The following is a 22,895-nucleotide window of genomic DNA, read 5'->3' as shown; positions in this document are numbered from 1 at the left end:
TTAAACTTTTGTCTTACTGCATAACCTGGTTAAGCGCTTGCTGTTGATCCCACATCATCAGATATACCTGGAATTTACGGTCATAGAAGTCCTGTCGTGCCGGATTCGCTTTAATCACCCCGCCTGGGCGAACCATCGCCCGGCAGGCGGAGGGAACATCTGCCCACCCCCCGCAGGCTACCGCACCAGTAATAGCCGCACCTAACGTCACGGCATCTTCTTCCTGCAAAAGGTGAATATCGCATCCGGTGGCGTCTGCATACTCTCGCAACCACAGTGGATTATGTGTTGCACCACCACACAGCGTCAGTCGAGAAATGGTATGACCGTTTTCGCGCATCACTTCCATAATGTGTCGGGTGCCGCAGGCAATCGCCTGTAATGTCGCCAGATACAGACGAGCAACCTGCATCTCGCCTCGTTCAAGCGTCAAACCGCAAACGCTGCCCCGGGCATCAGGTCGCGCACGCGGGGAACGGTTACCGTGATGATCGGCCAGTACATGCAGATAACGACCAGGCTCTGACTCCTGTGCTTCCAATGCAGCCACCCATTCATTAACTAACACTATCGGATGACAACCTCGTGCCTCAGCCTTGTGATACAACTCAGCGCTGGCACCTGACTCCTGAAGCGTCCAGTCAACCAGCGCCCCGGCAGCGCTTTGTCCCCCTTCCGTCAGCCAGTAACCCGGCAGCATGGCGGACCAGTACGGCCCCCATACTCCCGGTGTATGAATTTCCTGCTCGCTGCACAACATATGGCAATTTGATGTTCCGCTGATCAACGCCAATGTTCCCGCAGGCTCGACACCAGCAAGCGCCACGCCCCCCGCATGCGCATCGATCATGCCACTGGCGACTACCACCGCAGTCGTCAGTCCCAGCGCTTGTGCCGCATCGGGGCTGAGCGTCCCAACGGCCGCGCCAGGGGGCAGGATCCGCGACGGAATTTTGCTCAACAAATCCGTTAATTCAACCGCATCCAGCAGGGAGTGGCTAAAGCGTTGTTCATGTGCCAGATAGTTCCATTTACAGGTTAAAGTACACAGACCTGCAACATCACAAGCGGTGGCTTGCCAGACCAAAAAATCCGCCAGATCGTAGAAGCGGTGTGCTCGCTGCCAGGTCGCAGGGAAATGGTTTTTTAGCCACAGCACTTTGGGCAGTTCCATTTCGACACTGACTTCACCCCCGACATAGCGCAACGCGGGGTCCCGCGTTGCGTTGATCCGCTGTGTCTCCTGCACCGCACGATGATCCATCCACATGATGATGTTGTGATCTGACGGTTCACCAGGTGAAACCGCCAGACCCTGCCCCTGTTCATCCAGAGCCACTAACGAACAGGTGGCATCAAACCCCAACGAGCGGATCTCCTCAACGCAAACCCCGGCTGACGACACTGCCTCCTTCACGGCATGGCAAACCTGCTGCCAGATTTCGGCAGATGACTGCTCTACCCGCTCAGGGCCAGGTCGAAACTGCGAGATAGGGAATGTCGCAAAAGCCAGCCGTTTGCCACTGGCATCAAAAACACCCGCCCTGACACTGGCAGAACCGACATCCACTCCGAGGAAATATCCACTGCTCATAGTAGCTCCCTGACGCTGGCTAATAATGGGGCGAATGCACCGCCCCCGCGGTCTTATTTTTTACCGAATGGGTGCAACAGCTTGTCGATTTCCGGTGTATCAATGTTCTGCGCATTCACAAATTTCACCGGAATATCAATTTCTTTCGGTACTGACTGACCTGACACGGCCGCATTCAGCGTCTTAATACCCTGATAGCCAATCTGGTACGCGTCCTGTACAACAAAGCCCTGGATTACACCAGATTTCAGGAAGGCAATGATTGCTTCAGTGCTATCAAAACCAATCACCTTCACTTTACCTTTCAGGTTTTGGCTATCAATGGCGTTCGCCACACCCAGCGTTGAGCCTTCATTGGTGCCGTAGATCCCGGCAATATCGGGGTTTGCCTGGATCATATCGATGGTTTTATCCATCGCTTTTTGCGGATCTCCATCGCTGTACTGAACCGGCAGCACTTTGATATCCGGATATTTTTCCTTCATTCTGGCCACAAAACCTTCCGAACGTTCAATTGCGGAAGAGGTTCCAGCCACGTGCGCAATAATGCCGACTTTCCCTTTGCTACCCACCTGTGCAGCGAGAGCATCTGCCGCTTCAGCCCCTGCTTTACGGTTATTCGTTGCCACAAAGCTGACAGGAATGTCAGAATTTACGCCTGAGTCAAACGTCACAACCTTTATGCCGCGTGAATTCGCTGTTTCCACTAATGGTGCAAGCGCATTGGCGTCTAATGCTGCCAACAGCAATCCATTAGGCTTTTGCGCCATTGCGTTTTCAACCAACTGAATCTGCTCAGCAATCTGAGTTTCATCAGCAGGCCCAACATAGCTGGTCTTATCGCCCAACTCTTTCGCTGCTGCTTCGGTACCCATTTTTACGGTCTGCCAGAATTCATGCTGGAAACCTTTACTGACCACAGGAAGGTTCATATCTTTAGCCAGTGCGCTGGATGTCATGCAGGCCAGCAGGGATAACGCATAGACAAAATTCCTGGTTCTCATTGTTTTACTCCGTTCTGAGTGAGTCACCCTAAACGTCAGGGTTATGTTGTCCCGAGACTTCCGGGTGCGTAAATCAACGAATTTTTTTGCGTAACGTGTCGAGATAAACCGCGGCGATAACGACTACGCCCATGGCCACCATTTGCCAGAACTGCGAGACACCCATCAGGTTCAGACCGTTTTTCAACACGCTCATAATGAATGCGCCGATAATGGTGCCGCCAATAGTGCCAATCCCCCCCATCAGGCTCGTGCCGCCAATGACCACCGCAGCAATGGCTTCCAGTTCATAGCCCACGCCGACGGTCGGCTGGCCCGAGTTAAGGCGAGAAGCCAGAATGACCCCAGCAATCCCGGTCAGCAGACCACAAAATGCGTAGACAAAAATTTTCACGCGCTGGACTTTAATCCCGGAAAGATGTGCAGCAACCTCATTACTCCCCACGGCATAGACATAACGACCAATCACCGTTTTCTTGAGGATATATGCGGCGATCAGTGCGACGACCACGAGGTAAAAAACGGGATAAGGCAGCACATCGAACAAGCGTCCCTGCGCCAGCATCTTGAAGGTGGGATAATCAGCAAAGTAAATTGCCCGGCCGTCAGTCATTACCATATTGATCCCCCGGACAGACATCATCAGACCCAGGGTGGCAATAAAGGGCGGAATAGTCATTTTTGTGACCAGCAAGCCATTGATATAGCCGCATAATCCACCAGCGAGTACGCCAGCCAGAATGCATATTGGCAAAGGCAAACCCAGGGTGGCGCAAATGCCTACTGCGACGCCAGAAAAGGCCACTACCGAACCGAGAGAAAGGTCAATTCCTGAGGTGATAATGACGAAAGTAACACCAATTGCCATGATGCCAATCACTGAGGTTTGCAGGGCAATTGTCATAATGTTTTCGGTGTTAAAGAAGAAAGGTGATCCAAAACTAAAAAATATCACCAGAATAATCAGACTCAAAAGCGGAGCCAGGCGCATTAAAAGCTCTTTGTTAATTTTTATTTTCTTATTATTGCTGTCTGAAGAGGTTACAGAGATAGTCATAAATTAGTCCTCTAACGTCGCATATTGCATGATTTTTTCTTGTGTGGCGTCATCAGAAGCTAACTCTCCGGTAATACGCCCATTACGCATAACTAAAATGCGATCGCACATACCCAGCACTTCCGGTAATTCAGAGGAAATCATGATAATTGATTTCCCTTTTGCCACCAGTCGATTCATTAATTCATAAATTTCAAGTTTGGCCCCCACATCAATACCGCGCGTGGGTTCATCAAAGATGAGAATGTCGGTGTCCTTGCATACCCATCTGGCAATAATAATTTTTTGCTGATTACCGCCGCTTAAATTCAACGCAGCCTGTTCTAGATGCGGCGTCTTAATACGCAGTGCTTTCACCTGCTCTTCGCTGGTTTGCTGACAGCGTTTGCTATCCACGTTGCCATATCGGTTAGAATACTCGGGGTAATTTCCTAGCATAATATTGCGTTCAACGGACAATCCTAATGCCAGGCCCTCTTTTTTTCTGTCCTCGGTTAAGTAGCTAATGCCCTGCTGGATGGCATCAGGAATATCCTTGATTACCGTCTCTTTACCGTTCAGCTTGATGGTTCCACTGTCGATGGGATCGGCACCAAAGATCGCCCGTGCAAGCTCAGTACGCCCGGCCCCCATCAGCCCGGCAAAACCTAAGATTTCCCCCTGATGCAAGGTAAAATCGATATTGTTCAGTACGCCTTTGCGCGTCAGACCACTAACTTCCAGCACAGGTTTACGCTGGGGTTGCGGCTCCCGGCGGGGATAAATATTGCCAAGGTCGCGCCCAACCATCATGGCAATCAGGTCGCTGATTTTGACCGAGTCATAATCCACTGTGGCAATAAACTGCCCATCCCGCATGACGGTAGCGCGATCGGCGATCAGCGCCAACTCTTCCAGTCGGTGCGAGATATAAACGATGCCCGTTCCCTGTTCTTTAAGTAAGCGTGTAACCCGGAATAAACTGTCAATTTCAGTTTCAGTCAACGCCGCCGTTGGTTCATCCATAATAAGAATCTTGGCATTCACCGATATCGCTTTCGCAATCTCAACCATTTGTTGCTGAGCAACAGTAAGATCGGCAACCAGCGTGTCTGGGGAGATATTCAGGTTTAATTTTTGCAAAATATCGATAGCAGCCTGTCGCTGTTGTTTCTCATCCAGACGCCAGCGGTTATTTTTGCAAAACTCCCTGCCAATAAATATATTGTCTTCGACCGTCAGTTCAGGAAAAAGGTTAAACTCCTGATGAATAATGGTGATACCTACGTTTTGTGCACTCAATGGGTTTGCAAACGAAACGGGTTGGCCCTCAAAAATAATATCACCTTCATCAGGTTGATATACACCGGATAAAATTTTCATCAGGGTAGACTTTCCCGCGCCATTCTCCCCCAACAGCGCATGAACCTCACCTTTGCGTAAAGTAAAATCCACATTACTCAACGCTAATACGCCGGGAAAGCGTTTCGTAATATGACTCATCTGTAAAAATGTTTCAGACATTGCTGCTTTCCTCAATATACAGAAACTGTAATCAGTGAATCAGGCGAAAAACAGCGTGCCAGGAAGCCATCGTCACCGTTAATGCGAATGTGCCTACAAGATCATATGCGTTTTATCAACGATGCTAACTCGAGTTAGCGATTGCCTTTTAAAGCTATTTTAGCTGCCAAAAATAGCCAAATCATTTGGTCTAAAACTGTGACACTGAACAGACAATTTATTTTATCTTATTAATTTAAAAAGAATTTAATGAAAAAGTCTGTATTTGTTTATTTGACGCAGATCGAATTTTAACCACTTCTCGTGAGGTTTCTCACAGTTCCATAACAAAAAAGTTGTGCAAAAAACCCTCTAATACCTAAGCTAACTCGAGTTAGCAAAAATGGGTAATTCAGCCAACTGCGACAGTGGTGTCCAACATCCGCTTTTGCAGCACGGCATAAAGTGAGATGAGGAACCTCGAATGAAAAAAAATAGTTTACCGAAAATCGGTATTCGTCCGGTGATTGATGGGCGTCGTATGGGTGTACGCGAGTCGCTCGAAGAACAAACCATGAACATGGCAAAAGCCACTGCAGCACTGATTTCCGAGAAACTTCGTCATGCCTGCGGGGCACAGATCGAGTGCGTTATCGCAGACACCTGTATTGCCGGATTGGCTGAATCTGCCGCCTGTGAAGAAAAATTCAGTAGCCTGAACGTCGGCGTGACAATTACCGTCACGCCATGTTGGTGCTACGGCAGCGAAACTATCGATATGGACCCCATGCGCCCGAAAGCCATTTGGGGTTTCAACGGGACGGAGCGTCCGGGTGCAGTGTATCTGGCTGCAGCCCTGGCTGCACATAATCAAAAAGGGCTTCCCGCCTTCTCTATTTATGGTCATGACGTGCAGGATGCAGGTGATACCACTATCCCTGCCGATGTTGAAGAAAAACTGCTGCGTTTCACCCGGGCAGGTTTAGCCGTTGCCAGCATGAAAGGCAAAAGCTATCTGTCCGTCGGCGGCGTTTCAATGGGAATTGCAGGCTCTATTGTCGACCATAACTTCTTTGAATCCTGGCTGGGAATGAAGGTTCAACCTGTTGATATGACCGAATTACGTCGTCGTATTGACCAGAAAATCTATGACGAAGCGGAACTGGAAATTGCCCTGGCGTGGGCGGATAAACATTTCCGTTATGGCGAGGATCAGAACGCACAACAGTATAAGCGAAATGAAGAACAGAGCCGTGCAGTGCTGAAAGAGAGTCTGCTGATGGCAATGTGCATCCGCGACATGATGCAGGGTAACCAGAAACTGGCAGAGAAAGGCCGGGTTGAAGAGTCGATGGGGTACAACGCGATTGCCGCCGGCTTCCAGGGCCAGCGCCACTGGACGGATCAATATCCAAACGGTGACACCGCCGAAGCGTTGCTGAATAGCTCATTTGACTGGAATGGCGTGCGCGAACCGTATGTCGTCGCCACCGAGAACGACAGCCTGAACGGTGTCGCAATGTTGTTTGGCCACCAGCTCACCGGCACAGCGCAGGTCTTTGCTGATGTACGGACCTACTGGTCACCGGAAGCAGTAGAACGCGTCACAGGTAAACCGCTGACCGGTCTTGCTGAGCACGGCATTATTCACCTGATTAACTCCGGCTCTGCGGCACTGGATGGTTCCTGCAAACAGCGTGACAGCGAAGGCCAGCCCACCATGAAACCACATTGGGAGATCTCACAGCAGGAAGCCGATGATTGCCTGGCGGCGACCGAATGGTGTCCGGCGATCCACGAGTATTTCCGCGGCGGCGGCTACTCTTCCCGTTTTCTTACCGAAGGTGGCGTACCGTTCACCATGACCCGCATCAATATCATCAAAGGCCTGGGCCCGGTGCTACAAATTGCGGAAGGCTGGAGTGTGGAATTACCGAAGGAGGTGCATGCTCAGCTTGATGCTCGTACCAACTCTACCTGGCCAACAACCTGGTTTGCGCCGCGCTTAACCGGCAAAGGTCCGTTCAGCGATGTCTATTCCGTCATGGCTAACTGGGGTGCCAACCACGGAGTGCTGACGATTGGTCACGTTGGCGCGGACTTTATTACGCTCGCCGCCATGCTGCGTATTCCAGTGTGTATGCACAACGTGGAAGAAGAGAAGATCTATCGCCCTTCCGCATGGGCTGCCCACGGTATGGACTGCGAAGGCCAGGATTATCGCGCCTGCCAAAACTACGGCCCGCTGTATAAACGTTAATGCGACTCAGCCCGGTGGCGCAAGCTTACCGGGCCTACGGTTGCACAACGTGTAGGCCGGATAAGACGTTTACGCCGCCATCCGGCACCGTCTCGGGAGTGATTATGAAGAATGACGTCATCCTGGTTCTCGACTGCGGCGCGACCAACGTGCGGGCAATCGCCGTTGACCGCCAGGGAAAAATTATCGCCCGCGCCTCAACCCCGAACGCCAGTGATACCGCCGTCGAGAACGCTGGCTGGCATCAGTGGTCCCTCGACGCCATTGTGCAGCGCTTTGCCGATTGCTGCCAACAACTCACCGCGGAACTGACCGCCTGTAACATTCGAGGGATAACGGTCACCACATTTGGCGTTGATGGCGCGCTGGTTGATGCGTATGGCAAACTGCTTTATCCGGTTATCAGTTGGAAATGTCCACGTACCGCCGCCGTCATGGCTTCTATCAGCCAACGGATATCACCTCAGAAATTACAGGATATATCAGGCGTTGGCGCGTTCAGCTTCAACACGCTGTACAAGCTGGTATGGCTTAAAGAGAATCACCCGCAATTGCTGGAACAGGCACACGCCTGGCTATTTATTTCATCACTGCTCAACCATCGCCTCACCGGTGAGTTCACCACAGATATCACCATGGCCGGTACCAGCCAGATGCTGGATATTCATCAGCGCGATTTCAGTGTTGATATTTTGCAGGCTACCGGGATACCACGCCGACTGTTTCCACGTTTAGTTGAAGCGGGAGAGCAGATCGGAACGTTGAAAAATGACGCGGCAAAGCAACTTGGGCTCACAGCGGGGATTCCGGTTATCTCTGCCGGCCACGACACGCAGTTTGCGCTCTTTGGTGCAGGCGCGCAGCCAGATGAACCCGTGCTCTCTTCCGGTACATGGGAAATACTGATGGTACGCAGCGCACAGGTGAATACGGCCTTACTCAGCGACTATGTGGGTTCTACTTGTGAACTGGACAGTCGGTCGGGACTCTATAACCCCGGTATGCAGTGGCTGGCATCCGGCGTGCTTGAGTGGGTACGTAAGTTGCTGTGGACACCCGACACCCCCTGGCAAACGCTCATTGATGAAGCGCAGGCCGTCCCGGCGGGCGCTGAAGGGATAACCATGCACTGCGACCTGCTTGCCAGTCCACGTGCAGGCTGGCAGGGCGTCACACTCAACAGTACCCGCGGACACTTTTACCGCGCTGCGCTGGAAGGATTGACGGCCCAGTTGCAGCACAATCTACACACACTAGAAACCATCGGTCATTTCAACGCGACAGAGCTACTTCTGGTTGGTGGAGGAAGTCGTAATGCACTATGGAATCAGATAAAAGCGAACGTTCTGGGTATTCCCATCAAAGTGCTGGATGATGCCGAAACGACGGTTGCCGGTGCAGCGATGTTTGCCTGGTCCGGTATCGGCGAATTTGCCTCTCCGGAGCAGGCTCGTGCGCAGGTGGACTATCAATATCGTTACTTCTACCCACAACCAGAACCCGTATTCACAGGAGTCGAGTGACATGCTCAAAACGATTTCCCCCTTAATTTCCCCTGACCTGTTAAAGGTACTGGCTGAAATGGGTCACGGTGATGAGATTATCTTTTCCGACGCCCACTTTCCGGCCCACAGTATGGGCCCGCAGGTTATCCGGGCCGATGGCCTGCAGGTCAGCGACCTGTTGCGGGCGATTATTCCGCTGTTTGAACTGGACAGCTACGCCCCACCACTGGTGATGATGGCCGCCGTCGAAGGAGACTCGCTCGACCCCGACGTAGAAGCGCGATATCGGCAGGCATTGTCATTACAAACACCTTGCCCGGACATCACGCGCATTGACCGTTATGCATTTTATGAACGCGCACAAAAAGTATTCGCAATCGTTATTACAGGGGAGCGGGCAAAGTACGGAAATATCCTGTTAAAAAAAGGGGTTACGCCATAATCTCTTACCTGAATGCCCGGCAGGTACGGGCATTCATCGCATGATGGGGGGAGAAAACATGAAAGCAGCACGCCTGCAAGCGATCCTGGATCTGTTGAGCAACCATAAAAGTCTGACGACTGAAACTTTATCCTCACAGCTTAATGTCAGTAAAGAAACTATCCGTCGCGATCTTACACAACTGCAGGCACAGGGTAAGGTACTGCGTAATCACGGGCGCGCCAAAGTGATACATCGGGTAAACCAGGACTGCGGCGAGCCGTTTCATATCAGACTGAAAAGCCATTATTCCCACAAAGCAGATATCGCCAGAGACGCGTTAACGTGGATAGAGGAAGGCATGGTGATCGCGCTGGATGCCAGTTCTACTTGCTGGTACCTGGCTCGCCTGTTGCCAGACATTAACATTCACGTATTTACGAATAGCCAACCGATTTGCCTCGAATTGGGAAAACGTGAAAATATTCAGTTGATCAGTTCCGGTGGTCGACTTGAGCGTAAATACGGTTGCTACGTTAATCCATCGCTCATCTCACAGCTAAAGTCACTTGATATCGATCTGTTTATCTTTTCCTGCGAGGGGATCGACCACGGCGGTACACTCTGGGATTCAAATGCTACCAACGCCGATTTTAAATCCATTCTGCTTAAGCGCGCGGCGCAGTCATTATTATTGATTGATAAGAGTAAATTTAATCGCTCGGGTGAGGTGCAGATTGGGCATCTGGCAAATGTGACGCATATTATTTCAGATACAGAAATGATTGAAACAATCCAGGCCGGATGAGGCGTTCACGCCGCCATCCGGCAAATAACGATTATCGCTCGTCGCGGCGACCACCGACGGCAGCCCACAGACGACGCACGTGCACGGTGACTTCTTCACGGTCGTGATAAAGCTGACGCGCCTGAATCTGCGCATTCACGCCATGCTCATCGAGCTGTGCCTGAATATAAGCCAGGTTTTGCGACACTTCCTCGTAGCGCTTTTTCATCGGCAGCTTAAGGTTAAAAATCGTCTCGCGGCACCAGCCGTTCACCAGCCATTGCGCCATCAGCGCTGCAACTTTGGCCGGTTTCTCCACCATATCGCAGACCATCCACGAGATGTTGTTACGATTCGGGCGATACTTAAATCCATCTTCCCGCAGCCAGGTGACCTGCCCGGTATCCATCAGGCTTTGCGCCATCGGACCATTATCCACCGAGTACACCCACATATTGCGTTTAACCAGTTGGTAGGTCCAACCGCCAGGACATGCGCCTAAATCAACGGCATACATTCCATTGGCCAGACGCTCATCCCACTCATCGGCAGGAATAAACACATGCAGCGCCTCTTCCAGCTTCAGCGTTGAACGGCTCGGCGCATCAGCCGGGAATTTCAGTCGCGGAATGCCCATATAGAACGGCGAGTTATTATCAGGCCAGGAGTAGCCAGTGTAGCAACAGCCAGGTGCAATAAAGAAAACGTGCACTACCGGACGTTTTGGCGTTTCATACTTTGCCAGCACACCCGCTTCACGCAGCGCGGCGCGCAGCGGTACGGTAAATTTGCGGCAAAATTTCACCAGCTCTTTGCTTTCATTCGTGTCGGCAACTTCGACACGCAAATCGCCGCCTTTCTCCACCACGCCCTGCAGCATACCGACGATCGGTGTGATGCGATCTTCCGGCGGCAAATATTGCAGTAGCTCGCCAACAACAAACATTTGGCGAGCAAAAATCAGCGAGCTAAACGGCAACTCTTTAACGAGCTTTTCCGCATCTTCCTGCTGATAGCATTCAAAGATGACATAACCCGCATTTTCTTTGACGCGGGCGAAACCAAAGATTTCGCGACGCCCTGCTTTATCCGTAATTTCTGCGGCGCACTCTTTTTCAAAACCTGGGCGACACAACAATACAACCTTATTCATGGCTTACGCCCTTACGTTTCAATCGAATAGCGCCCACTAACATCAGTGCCCAGCCTACAAGGAAGCTAAAACCACCGACAGGGGTAACAAACGCCCACAGGCGTAAATGAGAAAGCGCGAGGCAATACAGACTGCCGCTAAACAGCACGGTCCCTAATGCCAGAAACACGCTACTCCAGTAAAACCAAATGCTAATACGTCGCTGCATGGCGACGGCCAGACCAAAAATAGCCAGCGTATGAAATGCCTGATACTCAAGGCCAGTCTGGATCCACCCCATTTCAACAACGCCGAGGGTTTTACTCAGAACATGTGCCCCAAAGGCTCCCAGAGCTACAAAGATAAAGCCACTGATGGCGGCAAAAATCAGCATAAAACGGCTGGTCATGTTAATACCCTACGTAAATTATTGTTCATAACGAAAGCGGAATTTTTCTTGTTCCGTGGCCGCTTTCGCCAGTATCCACTGACGGAAGGCGGCTATTTTACCCAGTTCTGCCTGACTGTCATGACAAACCAGATAAAATGCGTTTTTGCTGACCAGAACATCATTAAAAGGACAAACCAGGCGTCCGGCTTCAATTTCGGACTGCGCCATAACGTTATTGGCCAACGCAACGCCCTGTCCATGGATAGCGGCCTGTAGCACCATGGCGCTATGGCTGAAGATAGGTCCCTGCTGTACGTTGATATGATTCAGCCCGAGCTGGCGCGTATAAGCTTGCCAGTCACGCCGCGATGCATCGTGCAATAACGTATGTTTTGCCAGATCTTCAGGCGTCTTCAGCGGTTTATCGCCGGTCAGCAACAAAGGAGAGCAAACGGGTAGCAAGTATTCTGCGTACAATTTCTCTACGCGTAAGCCAGGCCAGTTGCCTCGTCCGTAGAAAATAGCCACATCGACATCGTCGGCCAGTTTATCTTCCTGACGGTCCACGGCCTGGATCCTGACATCGATTCCCGGATAAGCTGAGTTAAAGCTAGAGAGTCTGGGCACCAGCCATTGAATCGCAAAACTGGGCAATAAACTGACGGTAAGCGCGCCTTTTGCACTGCGTGCCTGAAGTTTACGCGTCGCATCGGTTAATTGCGAAAAAATCTCTTTGATGTCGAGGAAATAGCTTTGACCTTCTTCCGTCAACAACAGCGATCGATTGCGCCGACGAAACAGCTTCAGCCCCAAAAAATCCTCAAGTGACTTGATTTGGTGACTTACTGCGGCCTGCGTCACAAAAAGTTCTTCTGCTGCGCGCGTAAAGCTTAAATGGCGCGCGGCAGCATCAAAAACACGTAACGCATTTAAGGGTGGTAATCGTTTTGACATGACTTTTAGGCTTTGATGTTAAATGAATTTAACAATTACCTAACAGGCTGTAACCTATTAGTTTTTTTAATCTGAGCCATTATAAATTGTCCGTTGAGGTTCTACCAGCAAATACCTATAGTGGCGGCACTTCCTGAAGCCGGAACGAAAAGTTTTATCGGAATGCGTGTTCTGGTGGGCTTTTGGCTTACGGTTGTGATGTTGTGTTGTTGTGTTTGCAATTGGTCTGCGATTCAGACCATGGTAGCAAAGCTACCCTTTTTCACTTCCTGTACATTTACCCTGTCTGTCCATAGTGATTAATGTAGCACCGCCAAATTGCGGTGCTTTTTTTTGTCCGAGTGTCTGCCAATGACGACCGGCTATTTCTCCAGTTCGACCATCTCTTTCACATCGGTACGGTTAATCTGCTGTTTGTTGCCGTTAGCGTCTTTATACGAAATCATTCCTGTCTCATTATCGGTCTTTGGCTTACCGTCAGACACGATTGTCCGGCCATCGTTGGTATGCATCACGTAATTCGGACCGGAACAGGCGCTCAGGGCAAAAGTCAGCATACAGGCAGAGATTATGGCGGCAGTCTTTTTCATATTCTTCTCCTCACAGCAATTTATGCCAGATAAAACGAATTCCATAACAGGCAAAATTATTCGCCTAACACTATTTAGCATAAGACACTGCACAGACTTCAGCGGGATATCCAGAGGATTCCGATGGTTAGCGCACCCCTTGTGTCTGCGCCCTTTTTGCGCCACGATCGGTTTACTGAACTGAGGAATACCATGAACGCTTTTAACCCCACGCAGTTTCGCGCACAATTTCCCGCACTCAACGATGCAGGTGTCTATCTCGACAGCGCCGCGACGGCATTGAAGCCGCAGGCAGTGATTGAGGCCACCCATCAGTTTTATAGTCTGAGCGCCGGGAACGTCCATCGCAGCCAGTTTGCTGAAGCCCAGCGTCTGACCGCGCGCTATGAGGCCGCGCGGGAAAAAGTCGCGCGTCTCATCAATGCTCCCGATGACAAGACGGTGGTCTGGACCCGCGGTACGACGGAGGCTATCAACATGGTTGCCCAAAGTTACGCGCGTCCGCGCTTACAACCGGGCGACGAGATTATCGTAAGCGTAGCGGAGCATCATGCCAACCTGGTTCCCTGGCTGATGGTGGCGGAGCAAACGGGGGCTAAAGTCATCAAGCTTCCGCTCAATGCCCATTTGCTGCCTGACACTGAATGTCTGGCGGACCTCATCACCTCCCGCAGTCGCATTCTGGCTCTCGGTCAGATGTCGAACGTCACCGGTGGCTGCCCTGACTTAGTCCGCGCGATTACGCTTGCTCATGCAGCAGGCATGGTGGTGATGGTAGATGGCGCTCAGGGCGTTGTACATTTCCCGGCTGACGTCCAGCAGTTAGATATTGATTTCTATGCTTTTTCTGGTCACAAATTATATGGTCCGACGGGCATTGGTGCATTATATGGTAAGCCAGAACTGTTGGAAGCCATGTCACCGTGGCTCGGCGGCGGTAAAATGATTAGCGAAGTCAGCTTTGACGGTTTCACCACACAAGCAGCACCGTGGAAGCTTGAGGCAGGCACGCCGAACGTTGCGGGCGTCATTGGATTAAGTGCGGCACTTGAATGGCTTGCGGATATTGATATCGTGCAAGCCGAAAACTGGAGCCGCAGTCTGGCAACGCTGGCGGAAGATGCGCTGGCGAAACGGCCGGGATTTCGCTCCTTCCGTTGCCAGGACTCAAGCCTGTTAGCCTTTGATTTTATAGGTGTGCACCACAGCGATATGGTGACGCTGCTGGCTGAGTATGGCATTGCGCTGCGCGCCGGACAGCACTGTGCGCAACCGTTACTGGCCGAGTTGGGGGTATCCGGGACGCTGCGCGCCTCATTTGCACCTTATAATACCCGAAGCGATGTTGATGCGTTGGTCACTGCCGTTGACCGCGCACTGGAAATATTGGTGGACTAATGACAAGCCCTCTGTTCGCCGGACACCCGTTTGGCACAATCGTAACGGAAGAGACGTTACGGAATACTTTTATCCCGCTCACTCAGTGGGAAGATAAATATCGTCAACTTATTCTACTGGGTAAGCAACTTCCGGCCCTTTCGGATGATCTGAAGGCGCAGGCAAAAGAGATTGCCGGATGTGAAAACCGCGTTTGGCTGGGATACAGTCTGCATGAGAATGGCACACTTCACTTCTTCGGTGATAGCGAAGGCCGAATTGTGCGCGGCCTGCTGGCGGTCCTACTCACGGCTATCGAAGGTAAAACTACTGCGGAGTTACAGGCTCGTTCGCCGATGGCGTTATTTGATGAGTTGGGCTTAAGCGCACAACTGAGCGCGTCACGTAGTCAGGGGCTGAATGCGCTCGTTGAGGCAGCTCAGGATGCCGGATGGCAACGTTGATGCGTCTTATCTGGCCGACAACGCCGCACAAAGCGTAGGTCGGATAAGCGCAGCGCCATCCGACACAATCAGGGCTGGCGCGCCGCCTTCGCCATCATCTTCTTCAGCGCGTGGGACACGGCCACAAAACCAAAAGTCGCCGTCACCATGGTGGCAGCGCCAAACCCGGATGCACAATCCATACGCTTCGGCCCTTCCGCCGTGGCCTTCATTGCACACACAGACCCATCGGCCTGCGGGTAAACTAACGCCTCCGTCGAAAACACACAATCCACACCCAACTTGCCTTTGCTGTTTTTCACTACCCCAAAATCACTTTTCAGCCGCTCACGTAGCTTCGCCGCCAGTGGGTCCTGGATGGTTTTTGCCAAATCAACCACCTGAATCTGCGTGGGATCAATCTGTCCCCCCGCGCCTCCGGTGGCCACCAGCGGAACTTTATTACGTCGGCAATATGCGATCAGTGCCGCTTTTGGGCGCACACTATCAATTGCATCAATAACATACGAGAATCCTGCGCTCATATATTCGGCAACGTTATCCGGCGTGACAAAATCATCAACCACGGTCACCCGGCACTCCGGGTTAATCTGACGTATACGTTCGGCCATCACCTCGGCTTTCGCCAGGCCGACGTTATCACGCAAAGCATGGATTTGACGGTTAGTATTAGTGACGCACACATCATCCATATCGATGAGTGTAATAGCGCCAATACCGGTACGCGCCAGCGCTTCCGCCGCCCACGACCCCACGCCGCCAATTCCAACGACACAAACGTGCGATTGGGCAAACAGCTGCAGCGCATTTTCGCCATACAGGCGTGCCGTACCGCCAAAACGCTGGCGCCAGGTATCACTGATAACCACAGACATAGAACCTCAAATTCATTAATACCGAGCAGTATGACTGCCGGATGGCGCTTCGCTTATCCGGCCTACATTATTGAGCAGGCCTGATAAAGCGCAGCCGTCATCAGGCAATTAACCGCTAAATACGTTACCCGCGTTGGCCGCTGTTTTCAGCACCCACACGCGTCCGTAGTGATTATACCACCCTGCACGGTGTCCGGCGTCTGCACCAATACCCTGGTAGATGTCGAAGTGCTGCCCTTTGATCGCCCCACCGACATCTAACGCGACCATCAGACGTAATTCATACTGACCGGTGAATTTCCCGTTATTGTCCAGCAGCGGAACTTCCGCCAGTAACGTCGTACCTGCAGGGATAATACTGCGGTCAGACGCCACGGATGCGCGACCAATCAACGGTACAGCACTGGCCCCTTTGACCGGTGCAAAAGATTGCGGCTTAAAGAAAACGAATGATGGGTTCTGCTCCAGCAGCTCACGCACTTCGGCTTCACTGTGCGTCTCACCCCAATGGCGAATGGCCTGCATCGACATATCTTCTTTCTTCACTTCACCGCGATCGATCAGCACCTTACCGATACTGCGATAAGCGTGGCCATTTTTCCCGGAATAGCTAAAGAAGTTAAGCGGGCTGCCATCACCAAAATCAATATATCCGCTGCCCTGAACATCCATGATGAAGTTATCCATCAGAGAGTTGCTGTACGCCAGAATGTAATTGTCGCTGAGCGCGCCTGCATAGATCTCGGCACGAGAGGGTAAGCGCCCACGTTTTGGCGGCATGCGATAGATAGGATACTGAAACTCGCCCTGGCGCGTATGCCGCGCCTGGATAACCGGCGTGTAGTAACCGGTAAACTGGACGTTACCATAATTGTCCGCCCCTTCCATTTGCCAGGCATCAATACCAAACTGGCGCATACTGCGCGTATCACCGCCCGCACGTAGCCACTGCTGGATAGCGTTGTAGACGTTGCTCTGGTTACCGTACAAACGCGGGGAAGCGCTGCGAATTTGATTAACCTGCTCGGCGAAATCACCGGCGTTAATTGGCGCGCCAACCGCATCAGGTTGGTTCACCAGTGAGAAAGGCTGGGTAAATTTCCCGTCTTTATACTGCTGCCCACGATCGGTGGGTTTTGAGGAACACGCGGCGAGCATCGCGACTACCGCTCCCGCCAGAAGATATTTTGCCCAACGTCCTTTCATTGTTCTCGTCTTATGTTGCCTGAATGCGAGACGAAGATAACAAACCCCCGAAGCTAATGAAATGCGTATACATACCCCAACGCAAATTTTGAGCAAAAAATAATCCAGAATGCGTTGTTTTTGTTCATTTTCAGCCTAAAAACGTGATCAAGGTGAAAAAAGGGTTGCATGAAAATGCGAGCAGAGTATAGTGCGCATCCACGGACGCGGGGTGGAGCAGCCTGGTAGCTCGTCGGGCTCATAACCCGAAGGTCGTCAGTTCAAATCTGGCCCCCGCAACCAATTAAAATTTGATGTAAGATTTTTGCAAAGTAGTTCGAATCACAGCAAGGCGGCGACGCAGTGAATCCTTAGGAGCTTACTCCAGTAAGTGACTGAGGTGAACGAGGAAAGCCAACGCGGATGTGGTTTGAAATACAAAGCAAAAGACGGACGCGGGGTGGAGCAGCCTGGTAGCTCGTCGGGCTCATAACCCGAAGGTCGTCGGTTCAAATCCGGCCCCCGCAACCAATCAAATTTGATGTGAAATTTTTTGCAAAGTAGTTCGAATCACAGCAAGGCGGCGACGCAGTAAATCCTTAGGAACTTACTCCAGTAAGTGACTGAGGTGAACGAGGAAAGCCAACGCAGATGTGGTTTGAAATATGAAGCAAAAAGACGGACGCGGGGTGGAGCAGCCTGGTAGCTCGTCGGGCTCATAACCCGAAGGTCGTCGGTTCAAATCCGGCCCCCGCAACCAACACAATCTGTTGAGGTCGCTTAATAAGGCCTTAAAAATAAAACCGCAAAAGCGCTGAGCTTGATGCGGTTTTTTTGTGTCTGCCGTTCGCCTGCATTGGTTAATGATACAGGCGGTAGTCGCCGGGATTAATAGTAATTAACGTTAATGGTAGCGGTAGCCTCGAATTTTCCATTCCTTAACGGCGTACCGTCGGGCTCAAGATAAAGTAAAACCGACATACCGGTATCAGGATCCATTGTATTGAACTGCGTGCTGCTGACGTTCGTCCCCGGAAGAGCATCAATAATATACGGTACATCGGACCAGGAATTGGTATAGACATTGGAATAGAACGCGACACCAAAACCACTGGCAGCATCATCGCCAGTCAGTTTGTTGAGTAACAAATGCTTGTCAGAACTCACTGAATTGCCATTGCTCAGTATGAGATACTCTATTTTAGTTAGCATCGTGCAATTACTGTTGCGCACTGAAATTGATTGCGTCGGCCCATTTTTAGTCCCACCTCCTCCATATTGCAGAAAGTTAAACGCCCCAAAATCAACGCTTGTTCTGTCAATGGACAAATTACACGTGGTTGGCGTAATCGGAATGGCAGGGGAATAAAAATAGAACCCTTTCATGATGCCAGCAAATCCTATCTTAAAATAGGTCGTGTTAATTGCGTTAACCTGGCTTACTTTCTGCCGATCGGCATAACTTCCGCCTGCATACCATAATTCGGCCTGAAACTCCCACTTAGCGTTATTAAGCTGAGCTGGCGTCGCGTTGAACATCGCGCCTTCCTTAAGATGTCCCGATGCACTCCCGCTACCGTCGCCATAGGTCACGGTATACCAGAACCCATAACCAAATACATATGAACCGGAAAACATCAACAATCCGCCATCAGGCATCGTTTCAGAAAGCGGAGCGGAAGAAAAATTATCCCCTGAAACGCTGATAGCGCCCCCCGTGGTCGGATTACAGGTGGAAATTACCGGTCCACCGGACAGTACCGAGCTCTGGAACAACTGCTGCGTACTCAGGGCAAGCCCCTTACCACTCAGCGTGACGGCCGTTATGGGCGATGATGCCATTGTTTGATCGATATATTGCTCCGCCGGCGTAGTGAATGAACAGCTCGCCAATACGCTGCGAACGCCACATAACCCCAACAGTAACAGCGTGATAACACCATATTTTTTCAGCATCAAATATCCTTTTTATTCATAAGCTGCGTTTACAAGAACGGACGCGCGATAAGACCCGGCCACAACCTCCTCAGTGCCCACTTTCTGAAAACGCGCCACGAAATGGAAAACTTGTTCACTATTCGTCGCAGTTTGATCGGTTAAGATAAATTCATTCAACAGGACATTTCTCGCGCTGGCGCCATCCGTATTAAAAATAACAACTCCGAGGTTTTTTGTAACACTACCACCAGACTCACTACTATAAGGAAAATACCTTGTTTCTAATACACCATCCACTATTGAAGGAGAAAACAATGTTAAACGCAGTGTCCTGGGTATTGGCACCGTTTCGCTACCGCAGTTAGTGAGCGTAATATTAAACGGTGTATAGATGTCGTCCCCACTGTAATCAGTGGGTCCTAAAGCGCTAAATATGCCGCCAGCAGCAAACTGTTCGGGATAGGCATGAGGAAGACCAACTGACTGTATAACATTAATATCGCATACGGGTAATGTGATTGCTGCTTTTACGGTAACATCCATCGTTGGTGCGGTAATAAACGTCTCTGCCGCCATCGTTAAAGTCGGAGAAGAGAGGATTACCGTCAATAAATAAGCAAGGTAATGGCGCATGATAATCCCATTTAGTTATAACGAACAATGATCTGAAATGACTTATCCAAATTACCAGGGTTGAGGGCATTTACGTAACGTTTAAAAAGATATATATCGTACATTGCAACATATCCCTCATCGCTACTCTTTAACATTATGTCTCTCTCTTTATTAAATGTGACGAAAGAAGCGCTGACCCGGTCCTTTATTCCGAGATCCACATTTAAAGTCTCATCAAATATACGATTCTCATAACCGGAGGAGACCGACGCAGAAAATGTTACCAACGCTTTATGAAGCATATTATCGCAACCCGTTAAAAATATACCTAAAGGGCGAACATAGCGCGACTCCCCCTTCGCACTAATCCCCAAATCGGTAGCAATAATCTGACCGAAATCCACGGTCATCGATTTGCCTCCCAGATTGCTTTCCCCACCTAAAGAGACATTGCATGAAGGGGTTTGATACGTTGCAGTAAACGTTACATCAACCGTCTTGCTACTCCCTATACATTTTGACACATCGGCTGCCTCACAAGCGGCAAAAGCCGTGGCGCTAAAGCAAAATGAAAACAGACCTAATGCTAAATGACGAAAAATTCGCTTATGTATCATGGTGTCACCTTAATGCTGGCTGAAGCGATCCGACAGCGCAGGCCGGAAATAAGCGGCGTTTTACCGATCATGCTGGCATGGTCATCCAGTTGATAGCTCACCTGGCAGCGCCCTTCAGCGCCATTACCCCAAATAACGGCAAGCGTACCGCTGTCCTCCGCGCCGCGCACAAAGGCGATCCCCGCCTGGCCGACGGTGCCGACCGAATTGCCAGCGCCATCCTGCACATCCGCCGCCAGCGGAATAAACCCGCCGTCATCGCGCGTCAGCTCCAGCATAAATGCCTTACGGGCATCGGTTTCGATATTCACGCGCACCAGCGCCCCACTGGTCGGTACCACGACGCCAGTGGTGTTACCGATCGCAACATCGTTTTCCATGGTGTCAATATTCAGACCAACGGTGTTTTCCCGGTAGGGACTCAGGCTGGTAACGATCATATTGCCAAAACCATCTACCTGCCCATTGCCCGTCGAGGCGGACGCGCCTTTGGCACCGCTGGCGTGCACCAGCGCCATCGCCGAGTCTGGCGTTAAATAGCCGGAAGCCAGCGTCAGTCCGCCACTGTGCAGCACCAGCCCGCCGGTTGTGCTCAGCGAATACTGTTGATCACCGTTAAGCCCTTGCGTCGCTGACAATGAGGTTGTGCTGTAGGCGCCGTTGCGCGTCACCCAACTGCCGATGGTGGTGAGATCTTCGCTGTCTTTGTTGCGACTGCTGGTGGTGTTCAGAGAGTAGTTATACATATTGTCTTGCGAACTCCCTGTCGCCATCGCGCTGATGCTGTCTCTACCTTTAAAATCGCTACTGCTGTTGAAGCTCATACTGGAGAACGGACGATAGTCCGATCTGGAGCCCGATCCCAACGGAATAGAGAAACCGAGGTTGATGCTGTCGTCTGCTTCGCCAAACTCGTCATAGCTGCGTTGGACGGAAATGCTGTAACTCACACTCCCCAGAGAATTGCTATACCCCACGGAATACTGCGACGTATTGCCATCATCTCCCCAATAGCTACGCCAGGTCCCGTTCAGATAAAACGAGCCAAAACTTTCACCATTGATAGTGACGTCCTGATAGATGTTGGCCTGTATCTCATTGCGCGTATGCGTATACGCGTGATACGCCTCCTGGGTGGAGGTGTTGTTATCAGAAGCATAATTATCCAGCGTATTTTTGAGCGACAGCGCATCGCTCATCGATAAGTAGTTTTCTGAGGAAAAACGGTAGCCTACCACGCTGAAGGTGGTGCCCGTCGCCGTGAAATTTTTACTGTAGTTAAGGCTGTAGCTCTGCCCTTTTAAGGTGCCAACGTCATCAGCAGTGGTTTGTGAATGCGTCACGTCGAATGAAAACGCCCCGATGCTGGTATTCATTGCCACACCGAGCATGCCGGCGGTGTATAAATTTTCTGCCATTTGCACACCGCCGTAGGCGGTAAACATATTGCTCAGGCCATAAGACCCGGTGGCGACGCCTGCCCACAGCGTGTCATCAACCGTGTCTTTATCCACCGTGCCGATACCGATATCCCAATCCACTTCGCCAGGACGCAGCAAATGGGCAATAGAGGCATAGGGCATTGAAAATACGCGAGTACTGCCGTCAGACTCCTCGACGGTAACATCCAAATCGCTGCCGTTTTGTGCGGCATAATAATCACTGATGGCAAACGGCCCTGGCGGGACGGTAACCTGCGTGACAATACGCCCTTCCTGGCGTACGGTCACTTTAGCATTGCTATTCGCGACGCCACGAATAACCGGTACATAGCTATTGGCCGATGGGTCCATCTGCGCATCGTTGTACAAGTGCACGCCATCCAGCGAGACGGAATCCATCATGTTAGCGTTGGTGCGTACGTTTCCCGCTTCCAGTTTTGCGCGTAACGGCACAATATCGCGTGCAACAAAGAGATCGTAGCTGCTGTACTTTCCGCCGTTGTCGTTATCCCAGTTGTACGCACCATTTGAACGTAAACGCCATGCGCCAAGGTTAACCCCCAGCATCACCCCGCTGTAAAAGGTGTCCTGCGTGGTATTGTCGCTTTTGCTATGCCAGGCGTTGGCGTTATAAGATAGCAGCGCCATCGGGATCCCGGCATCCCAACGCGAGGGCGATATATATCCCGCCGGGTGGCTGACCAGATAAAGTTGCGGGATAGTCACATCCAGCTCCTGAGTCAACGGGTCGTAGCGGCTGGATGACTTTGGTAGCGTGGCGACCAGATCGTAACAGGCGTCCTCATCCTCCTGATGCAACGACTCAGGGTTCACATTAAGCTGCTCCAGCACCGCATGGGTAAAGCATACCGACGCATAATCAGTATTATTTTCGTTAAAGGTCAACCGCGTCTTGAACATTTCCTTGCCATTAAGGAAAACTTTAACGTTGTATGTCCCAGGGAGAACGGGATTTCCGCGTGAAAAACGCTTCAGGTCAAGTTGACTGCCCGCCTCCCCCATTAAAAATGAATCACTAAACTCCACAATCTCAGGGCTGGCGCTTTCTTCAGGAATACTGTCATCCGCCTGTGCGGATGCCAGAGAAAAAAAACCGGACAGAAACGTTGATAAATAAACAGCTCGAGATAATCGGCGCACTATCCCTTCCCTTATATTAATAATCCTGTAAAAAACGCAAGCTG

The 22,895-nt window shown here is 51.1% G+C and carries 20 protein-coding genes and 3 tRNA genes; 9 read left to right on the top strand and 14 right to left on the bottom strand.

What is annotated here, in order from left to right:
- Positions 1-13: 13 nt before the first annotated feature.
- The 4 genes from NNO03_RS10885 to NNO03_RS10870 all read right to left on the bottom strand — a co-directional run bounded on the left by NNO03_RS10885 (position 14) and on the right by NNO03_RS10870 (position 5,158).
- Positions 14-1,594, bottom strand: a complete 1,581-nt coding sequence (locus NNO03_RS10885; RefSeq protein WP_271441052.1) for an FGGY-family carbohydrate kinase — start codon at positions 1,592-1,594, stop codon at positions 14-16.
- A gap of 53 nt (positions 1,595-1,647) precedes the next feature.
- Positions 1,648-2,598, bottom strand: a complete 951-nt coding sequence (locus tag NNO03_RS10880; RefSeq protein WP_061068495.1) for an ABC transporter substrate-binding protein — start codon at positions 2,596-2,598, stop codon at positions 1,648-1,650.
- 73 nt (positions 2,599-2,671) lie between these two features.
- Positions 2,672-3,655 carry an ABC transporter permease gene (locus NNO03_RS10875; RefSeq protein WP_271449519.1) on the bottom strand — a complete coding sequence of 328 codons (984 nt, stop codon included), beginning with the start codon at positions 3,653-3,655 and terminating at the stop codon, positions 2,672-2,674.
- Between the two features lie 3 nt (positions 3,656-3,658).
- Positions 3,659-5,158 (bottom strand): sugar ABC transporter ATP-binding protein, encoded by a 1,500-nt coding sequence (locus NNO03_RS10870; RefSeq protein ID WP_271441054.1) that lies wholly within the window; start codon positions 5,156-5,158, stop codon positions 3,659-3,661.
- 463 nt (positions 5,159-5,621) lie between these two features.
- On the opposite strand from NNO03_RS10870, the gene fucI reads away from it, so the two are divergent.
- The 4 genes from fucI to fucR all read left to right on the top strand — a co-directional run bounded on the left by fucI (position 5,622) and on the right by fucR (position 10,131).
- The gene (gene fucI / locus NNO03_RS10865; RefSeq protein ID WP_271449518.1) at positions 5,622-7,397 is read left to right on the top strand and encodes an L-fucose isomerase; all 1,776 of its coding nucleotides are present in this window, start codon (positions 5,622-5,624) and stop codon (positions 7,395-7,397) included.
- A gap of 104 nt (positions 7,398-7,501) precedes the next feature.
- Entirely contained in the window at positions 7,502-8,920 is a 1,419-nt protein-coding gene (gene fucK / locus NNO03_RS10860) for an L-fuculokinase (protein WP_271449517.1), read from the top strand.
- Position 8,921: 1 nt separating this feature from the next.
- The gene (gene fucU / locus NNO03_RS10855; protein ID WP_271441056.1) at positions 8,922-9,344 is read left to right on the top strand and encodes an L-fucose mutarotase; all 423 of its coding nucleotides are present in this window, start codon (positions 8,922-8,924) and stop codon (positions 9,342-9,344) included.
- 58 nt (positions 9,345-9,402) lie between these two features.
- Positions 9,403-10,131 carry an L-fucose operon activator gene (gene fucR / locus NNO03_RS10850; RefSeq protein WP_271449516.1) on the top strand — a complete coding sequence of 243 codons (729 nt, stop codon included), beginning with the start codon at positions 9,403-9,405 and terminating at the stop codon, positions 10,129-10,131.
- A 31-nt stretch (positions 10,132-10,162) separates the two neighbouring features.
- Here the strand turns inward: fucR and rlmM are convergent, their stop codons facing one another.
- The 4 genes from rlmM to NNO03_RS10830 form a co-directional block, all read right to left on the bottom strand.
- Positions 10,163-11,263, bottom strand: coding sequence for a 23S rRNA (cytidine(2498)-2'-O)-methyltransferase RlmM (rlmM, locus tag NNO03_RS10845; RefSeq protein WP_271441058.1), 1,101 nt, complete (start codon positions 11,261-11,263; stop codon positions 10,163-10,165).
- Positions 11,256-11,651 (bottom strand): DUF423 domain-containing protein, encoded by a 396-nt coding sequence (locus NNO03_RS10840; protein WP_005130969.1) that lies wholly within the window; start codon positions 11,649-11,651, stop codon positions 11,256-11,258. The genes rlmM and NNO03_RS10840 overlap by 8 nt, the downstream gene beginning before the upstream one ends.
- An 18-nt stretch (positions 11,652-11,669) precedes the next feature.
- On the bottom strand, positions 11,670-12,587 hold the full coding sequence (gcvA, locus tag NNO03_RS10835) for a glycine cleavage system transcriptional regulator GcvA (protein WP_005130970.1): 918 nt from the start codon (positions 12,585-12,587) through the stop codon (positions 11,670-11,672).
- A 362-nt stretch (positions 12,588-12,949) separates the two neighbouring features.
- Entirely contained in the window at positions 12,950-13,177 is a 228-nt protein-coding gene (locus tag NNO03_RS10830) for a YgdI/YgdR family lipoprotein (protein ID WP_202037874.1), read from the bottom strand.
- Between the two features lie 192 nt (positions 13,178-13,369).
- Between NNO03_RS10830 and csdA the strand changes: the two genes are divergently transcribed.
- Positions 13,370-14,575, top strand: coding sequence for a cysteine desulfurase CsdA (gene csdA, locus NNO03_RS10825; RefSeq protein WP_271449515.1), 1,206 nt, complete (start codon positions 13,370-13,372; stop codon positions 14,573-14,575).
- Positions 14,575-15,018 (top strand): cysteine desulfurase sulfur acceptor subunit CsdE, encoded by a 444-nt coding sequence (gene csdE, locus NNO03_RS10820; RefSeq protein WP_271441060.1) that lies wholly within the window; start codon positions 14,575-14,577, stop codon positions 15,016-15,018. The genes csdA and csdE overlap by 1 nt, the downstream gene beginning before the upstream one ends.
- Before the next feature lie 68 nt (positions 15,019-15,086).
- On the opposite strand, the gene tcdA is transcribed toward csdE, so the two are convergent.
- Together tcdA and mltA are read right to left on the bottom strand one after the other, a co-directional pair.
- Entirely contained in the window at positions 15,087-15,893 is an 807-nt protein-coding gene (gene tcdA, locus NNO03_RS10815) for a tRNA cyclic N6-threonylcarbamoyladenosine(37) synthase TcdA (protein ID WP_271449514.1), read from the bottom strand.
- Positions 15,894-16,001: 108 nt separating this feature from the next.
- A complete protein-coding gene (mltA, locus tag NNO03_RS10810) occupies positions 16,002-17,099 on the bottom strand; it encodes a murein transglycosylase A (protein WP_048213098.1) in 1,098 nt (365 codons plus the stop codon).
- 205 nt (positions 17,100-17,304) lie between these two features.
- Between mltA and NNO03_RS10805 the strand changes: the two genes are divergently transcribed.
- The 3 genes from NNO03_RS10805 to NNO03_RS10795 all read left to right on the top strand — a co-directional run bounded on the left by NNO03_RS10805 (position 17,305) and on the right by NNO03_RS10795 (position 17,838).
- A tRNA-Met gene (locus NNO03_RS10805) sits at positions 17,305-17,381 on the top strand.
- A gap of 151 nt (positions 17,382-17,532) precedes the next feature.
- Positions 17,533-17,609 (top strand) — tRNA-Met (locus tag NNO03_RS10800).
- A 152-nt stretch (positions 17,610-17,761) separates the two neighbouring features.
- A tRNA-Met gene (locus NNO03_RS10795) sits at positions 17,762-17,838 on the top strand.
- 128 nt (positions 17,839-17,966) lie between these two features.
- Here NNO03_RS10795 and NNO03_RS10790 read toward each other — a convergent pair.
- Genes NNO03_RS10790 through NNO03_RS10775 form a run of 4 tightly spaced genes read right to left on the bottom strand, consistent with a single transcriptional unit; the run spans position 17,967 to position 22,851 of the window.
- Complete coding sequence (locus NNO03_RS10790; RefSeq protein ID WP_271449513.1) at positions 17,967-19,034, bottom strand: fimbrial protein; 1,068 nt, start codon at positions 19,032-19,034, stop codon at positions 17,967-17,969.
- A gap of 12 nt (positions 19,035-19,046) precedes the next feature.
- Positions 19,047-19,649 carry a fimbrial protein gene (locus NNO03_RS10785; protein WP_271449512.1) on the bottom strand — a complete coding sequence of 201 codons (603 nt, stop codon included), beginning with the start codon at positions 19,647-19,649 and terminating at the stop codon, positions 19,047-19,049.
- Positions 19,650-19,660: 11 nt separating this feature from the next.
- Entirely contained in the window at positions 19,661-20,248 is a 588-nt protein-coding gene (locus NNO03_RS10780; RefSeq protein ID WP_271449511.1) for a fimbrial protein, read from the bottom strand.
- Positions 20,245-22,851 (bottom strand): outer membrane usher protein, encoded by a 2,607-nt coding sequence (locus NNO03_RS10775; protein WP_271449510.1) that lies wholly within the window; start codon positions 22,849-22,851, stop codon positions 20,245-20,247. Before NNO03_RS10775 ends, NNO03_RS10780 begins: the two co-directional genes overlap by 4 nt.
- Between the last annotated feature and the right edge of the window lie 44 nt (positions 22,852-22,895).

The organism is Citrobacter sp. Igbk 16 (assembly GCF_028069755.1).
GTDB lineage: Bacteria > Pseudomonadota > Gammaproteobacteria > Enterobacterales > Enterobacteriaceae > Citrobacter.
Note: the sequence above shows the minus strand (reverse complement) of the source record. Positions and strands in the feature narration are given on the sequence as shown.

What these genes read in the sequence shown, in the direction of transcription:
- NNO03_RS10885 (WP_271441052.1), bottom strand. Translation starts at nt 1,594, where the DNA reads ATGAGCAGTGGATATTTCCTCGGAGTGGATGTCGGTTCTGCCAGTGTC.
- csdE (WP_271441060.1), top strand. Translation starts at nt 14,575, where the DNA reads ATGACAAGCCCTCTGTTCGCCGGACACCCGTTTGGCACAATCGTAACG.
- fucK (WP_271449517.1), top strand. Translation starts at nt 7,502, where the DNA reads ATGAAGAATGACGTCATCCTGGTTCTCGACTGCGGCGCGACCAACGTG.
- NNO03_RS10830 (WP_202037874.1), bottom strand. Translation starts at nt 13,177, where the DNA reads ATGAAAAAGACTGCCGCCATAATCTCTGCCTGTATGCTGACTTTTGCC.
- NNO03_RS10875 (WP_271449519.1), bottom strand. Translation starts at nt 3,655, where the DNA reads ATGACTATCTCTGTAACCTCTTCAGACAGCAATAATAAGAAAATAAAA.
- NNO03_RS10780 (WP_271449511.1), bottom strand. Translation starts at nt 20,248, where the DNA reads ATGATACATAAGCGAATTTTTCGTCATTTAGCATTAGGTCTGTTTTCA.
- fucI (WP_271449518.1), top strand. Translation starts at nt 5,622, where the DNA reads ATGAAAAAAAATAGTTTACCGAAAATCGGTATTCGTCCGGTGATTGAT.
- gcvA (WP_005130970.1), bottom strand. Translation starts at nt 12,587, where the DNA reads ATGTCAAAACGATTACCACCCTTAAATGCGTTACGTGTTTTTGATGCT.
- mltA (WP_048213098.1), bottom strand. Translation starts at nt 17,099, where the DNA reads ATGAAAGGACGTTGGGCAAAATATCTTCTGGCGGGAGCGGTAGTCGCG.
- tcdA (WP_271449514.1), bottom strand. Translation starts at nt 15,893, where the DNA reads ATGTCTGTGGTTATCAGTGATACCTGGCGCCAGCGTTTTGGCGGTACG.
- NNO03_RS10790 (WP_271449513.1), bottom strand. Translation starts at nt 19,034, where the DNA reads ATGCTGAAAAAATATGGTGTTATCACGCTGTTACTGTTGGGGTTATGT.
- NNO03_RS10785 (WP_271449512.1), bottom strand. Translation starts at nt 19,649, where the DNA reads ATGCGCCATTACCTTGCTTATTTATTGACGGTAATCCTCTCTTCTCCG.
- NNO03_RS10880 (WP_061068495.1), bottom strand. Translation starts at nt 2,598, where the DNA reads ATGAGAACCAGGAATTTTGTCTATGCGTTATCCCTGCTGGCCTGCATG.
- NNO03_RS10840 (WP_005130969.1), bottom strand. Translation starts at nt 11,651, where the DNA reads ATGACCAGCCGTTTTATGCTGATTTTTGCCGCCATCAGTGGCTTTATC.
- fucU (WP_271441056.1), top strand. Translation starts at nt 8,922, where the DNA reads ATGCTCAAAACGATTTCCCCCTTAATTTCCCCTGACCTGTTAAAGGTA.
- rlmM (WP_271441058.1), bottom strand. Translation starts at nt 11,263, where the DNA reads ATGAATAAGGTTGTATTGTTGTGTCGCCCAGGTTTTGAAAAAGAGTGC.
- fucR (WP_271449516.1), top strand. Translation starts at nt 9,403, where the DNA reads ATGAAAGCAGCACGCCTGCAAGCGATCCTGGATCTGTTGAGCAACCAT.
- NNO03_RS10870 (WP_271441054.1), bottom strand. Translation starts at nt 5,158, where the DNA reads ATGTCTGAAACATTTTTACAGATGAGTCATATTACGAAACGCTTTCCC.
- csdA (WP_271449515.1), top strand. Translation starts at nt 13,370, where the DNA reads ATGAACGCTTTTAACCCCACGCAGTTTCGCGCACAATTTCCCGCACTC.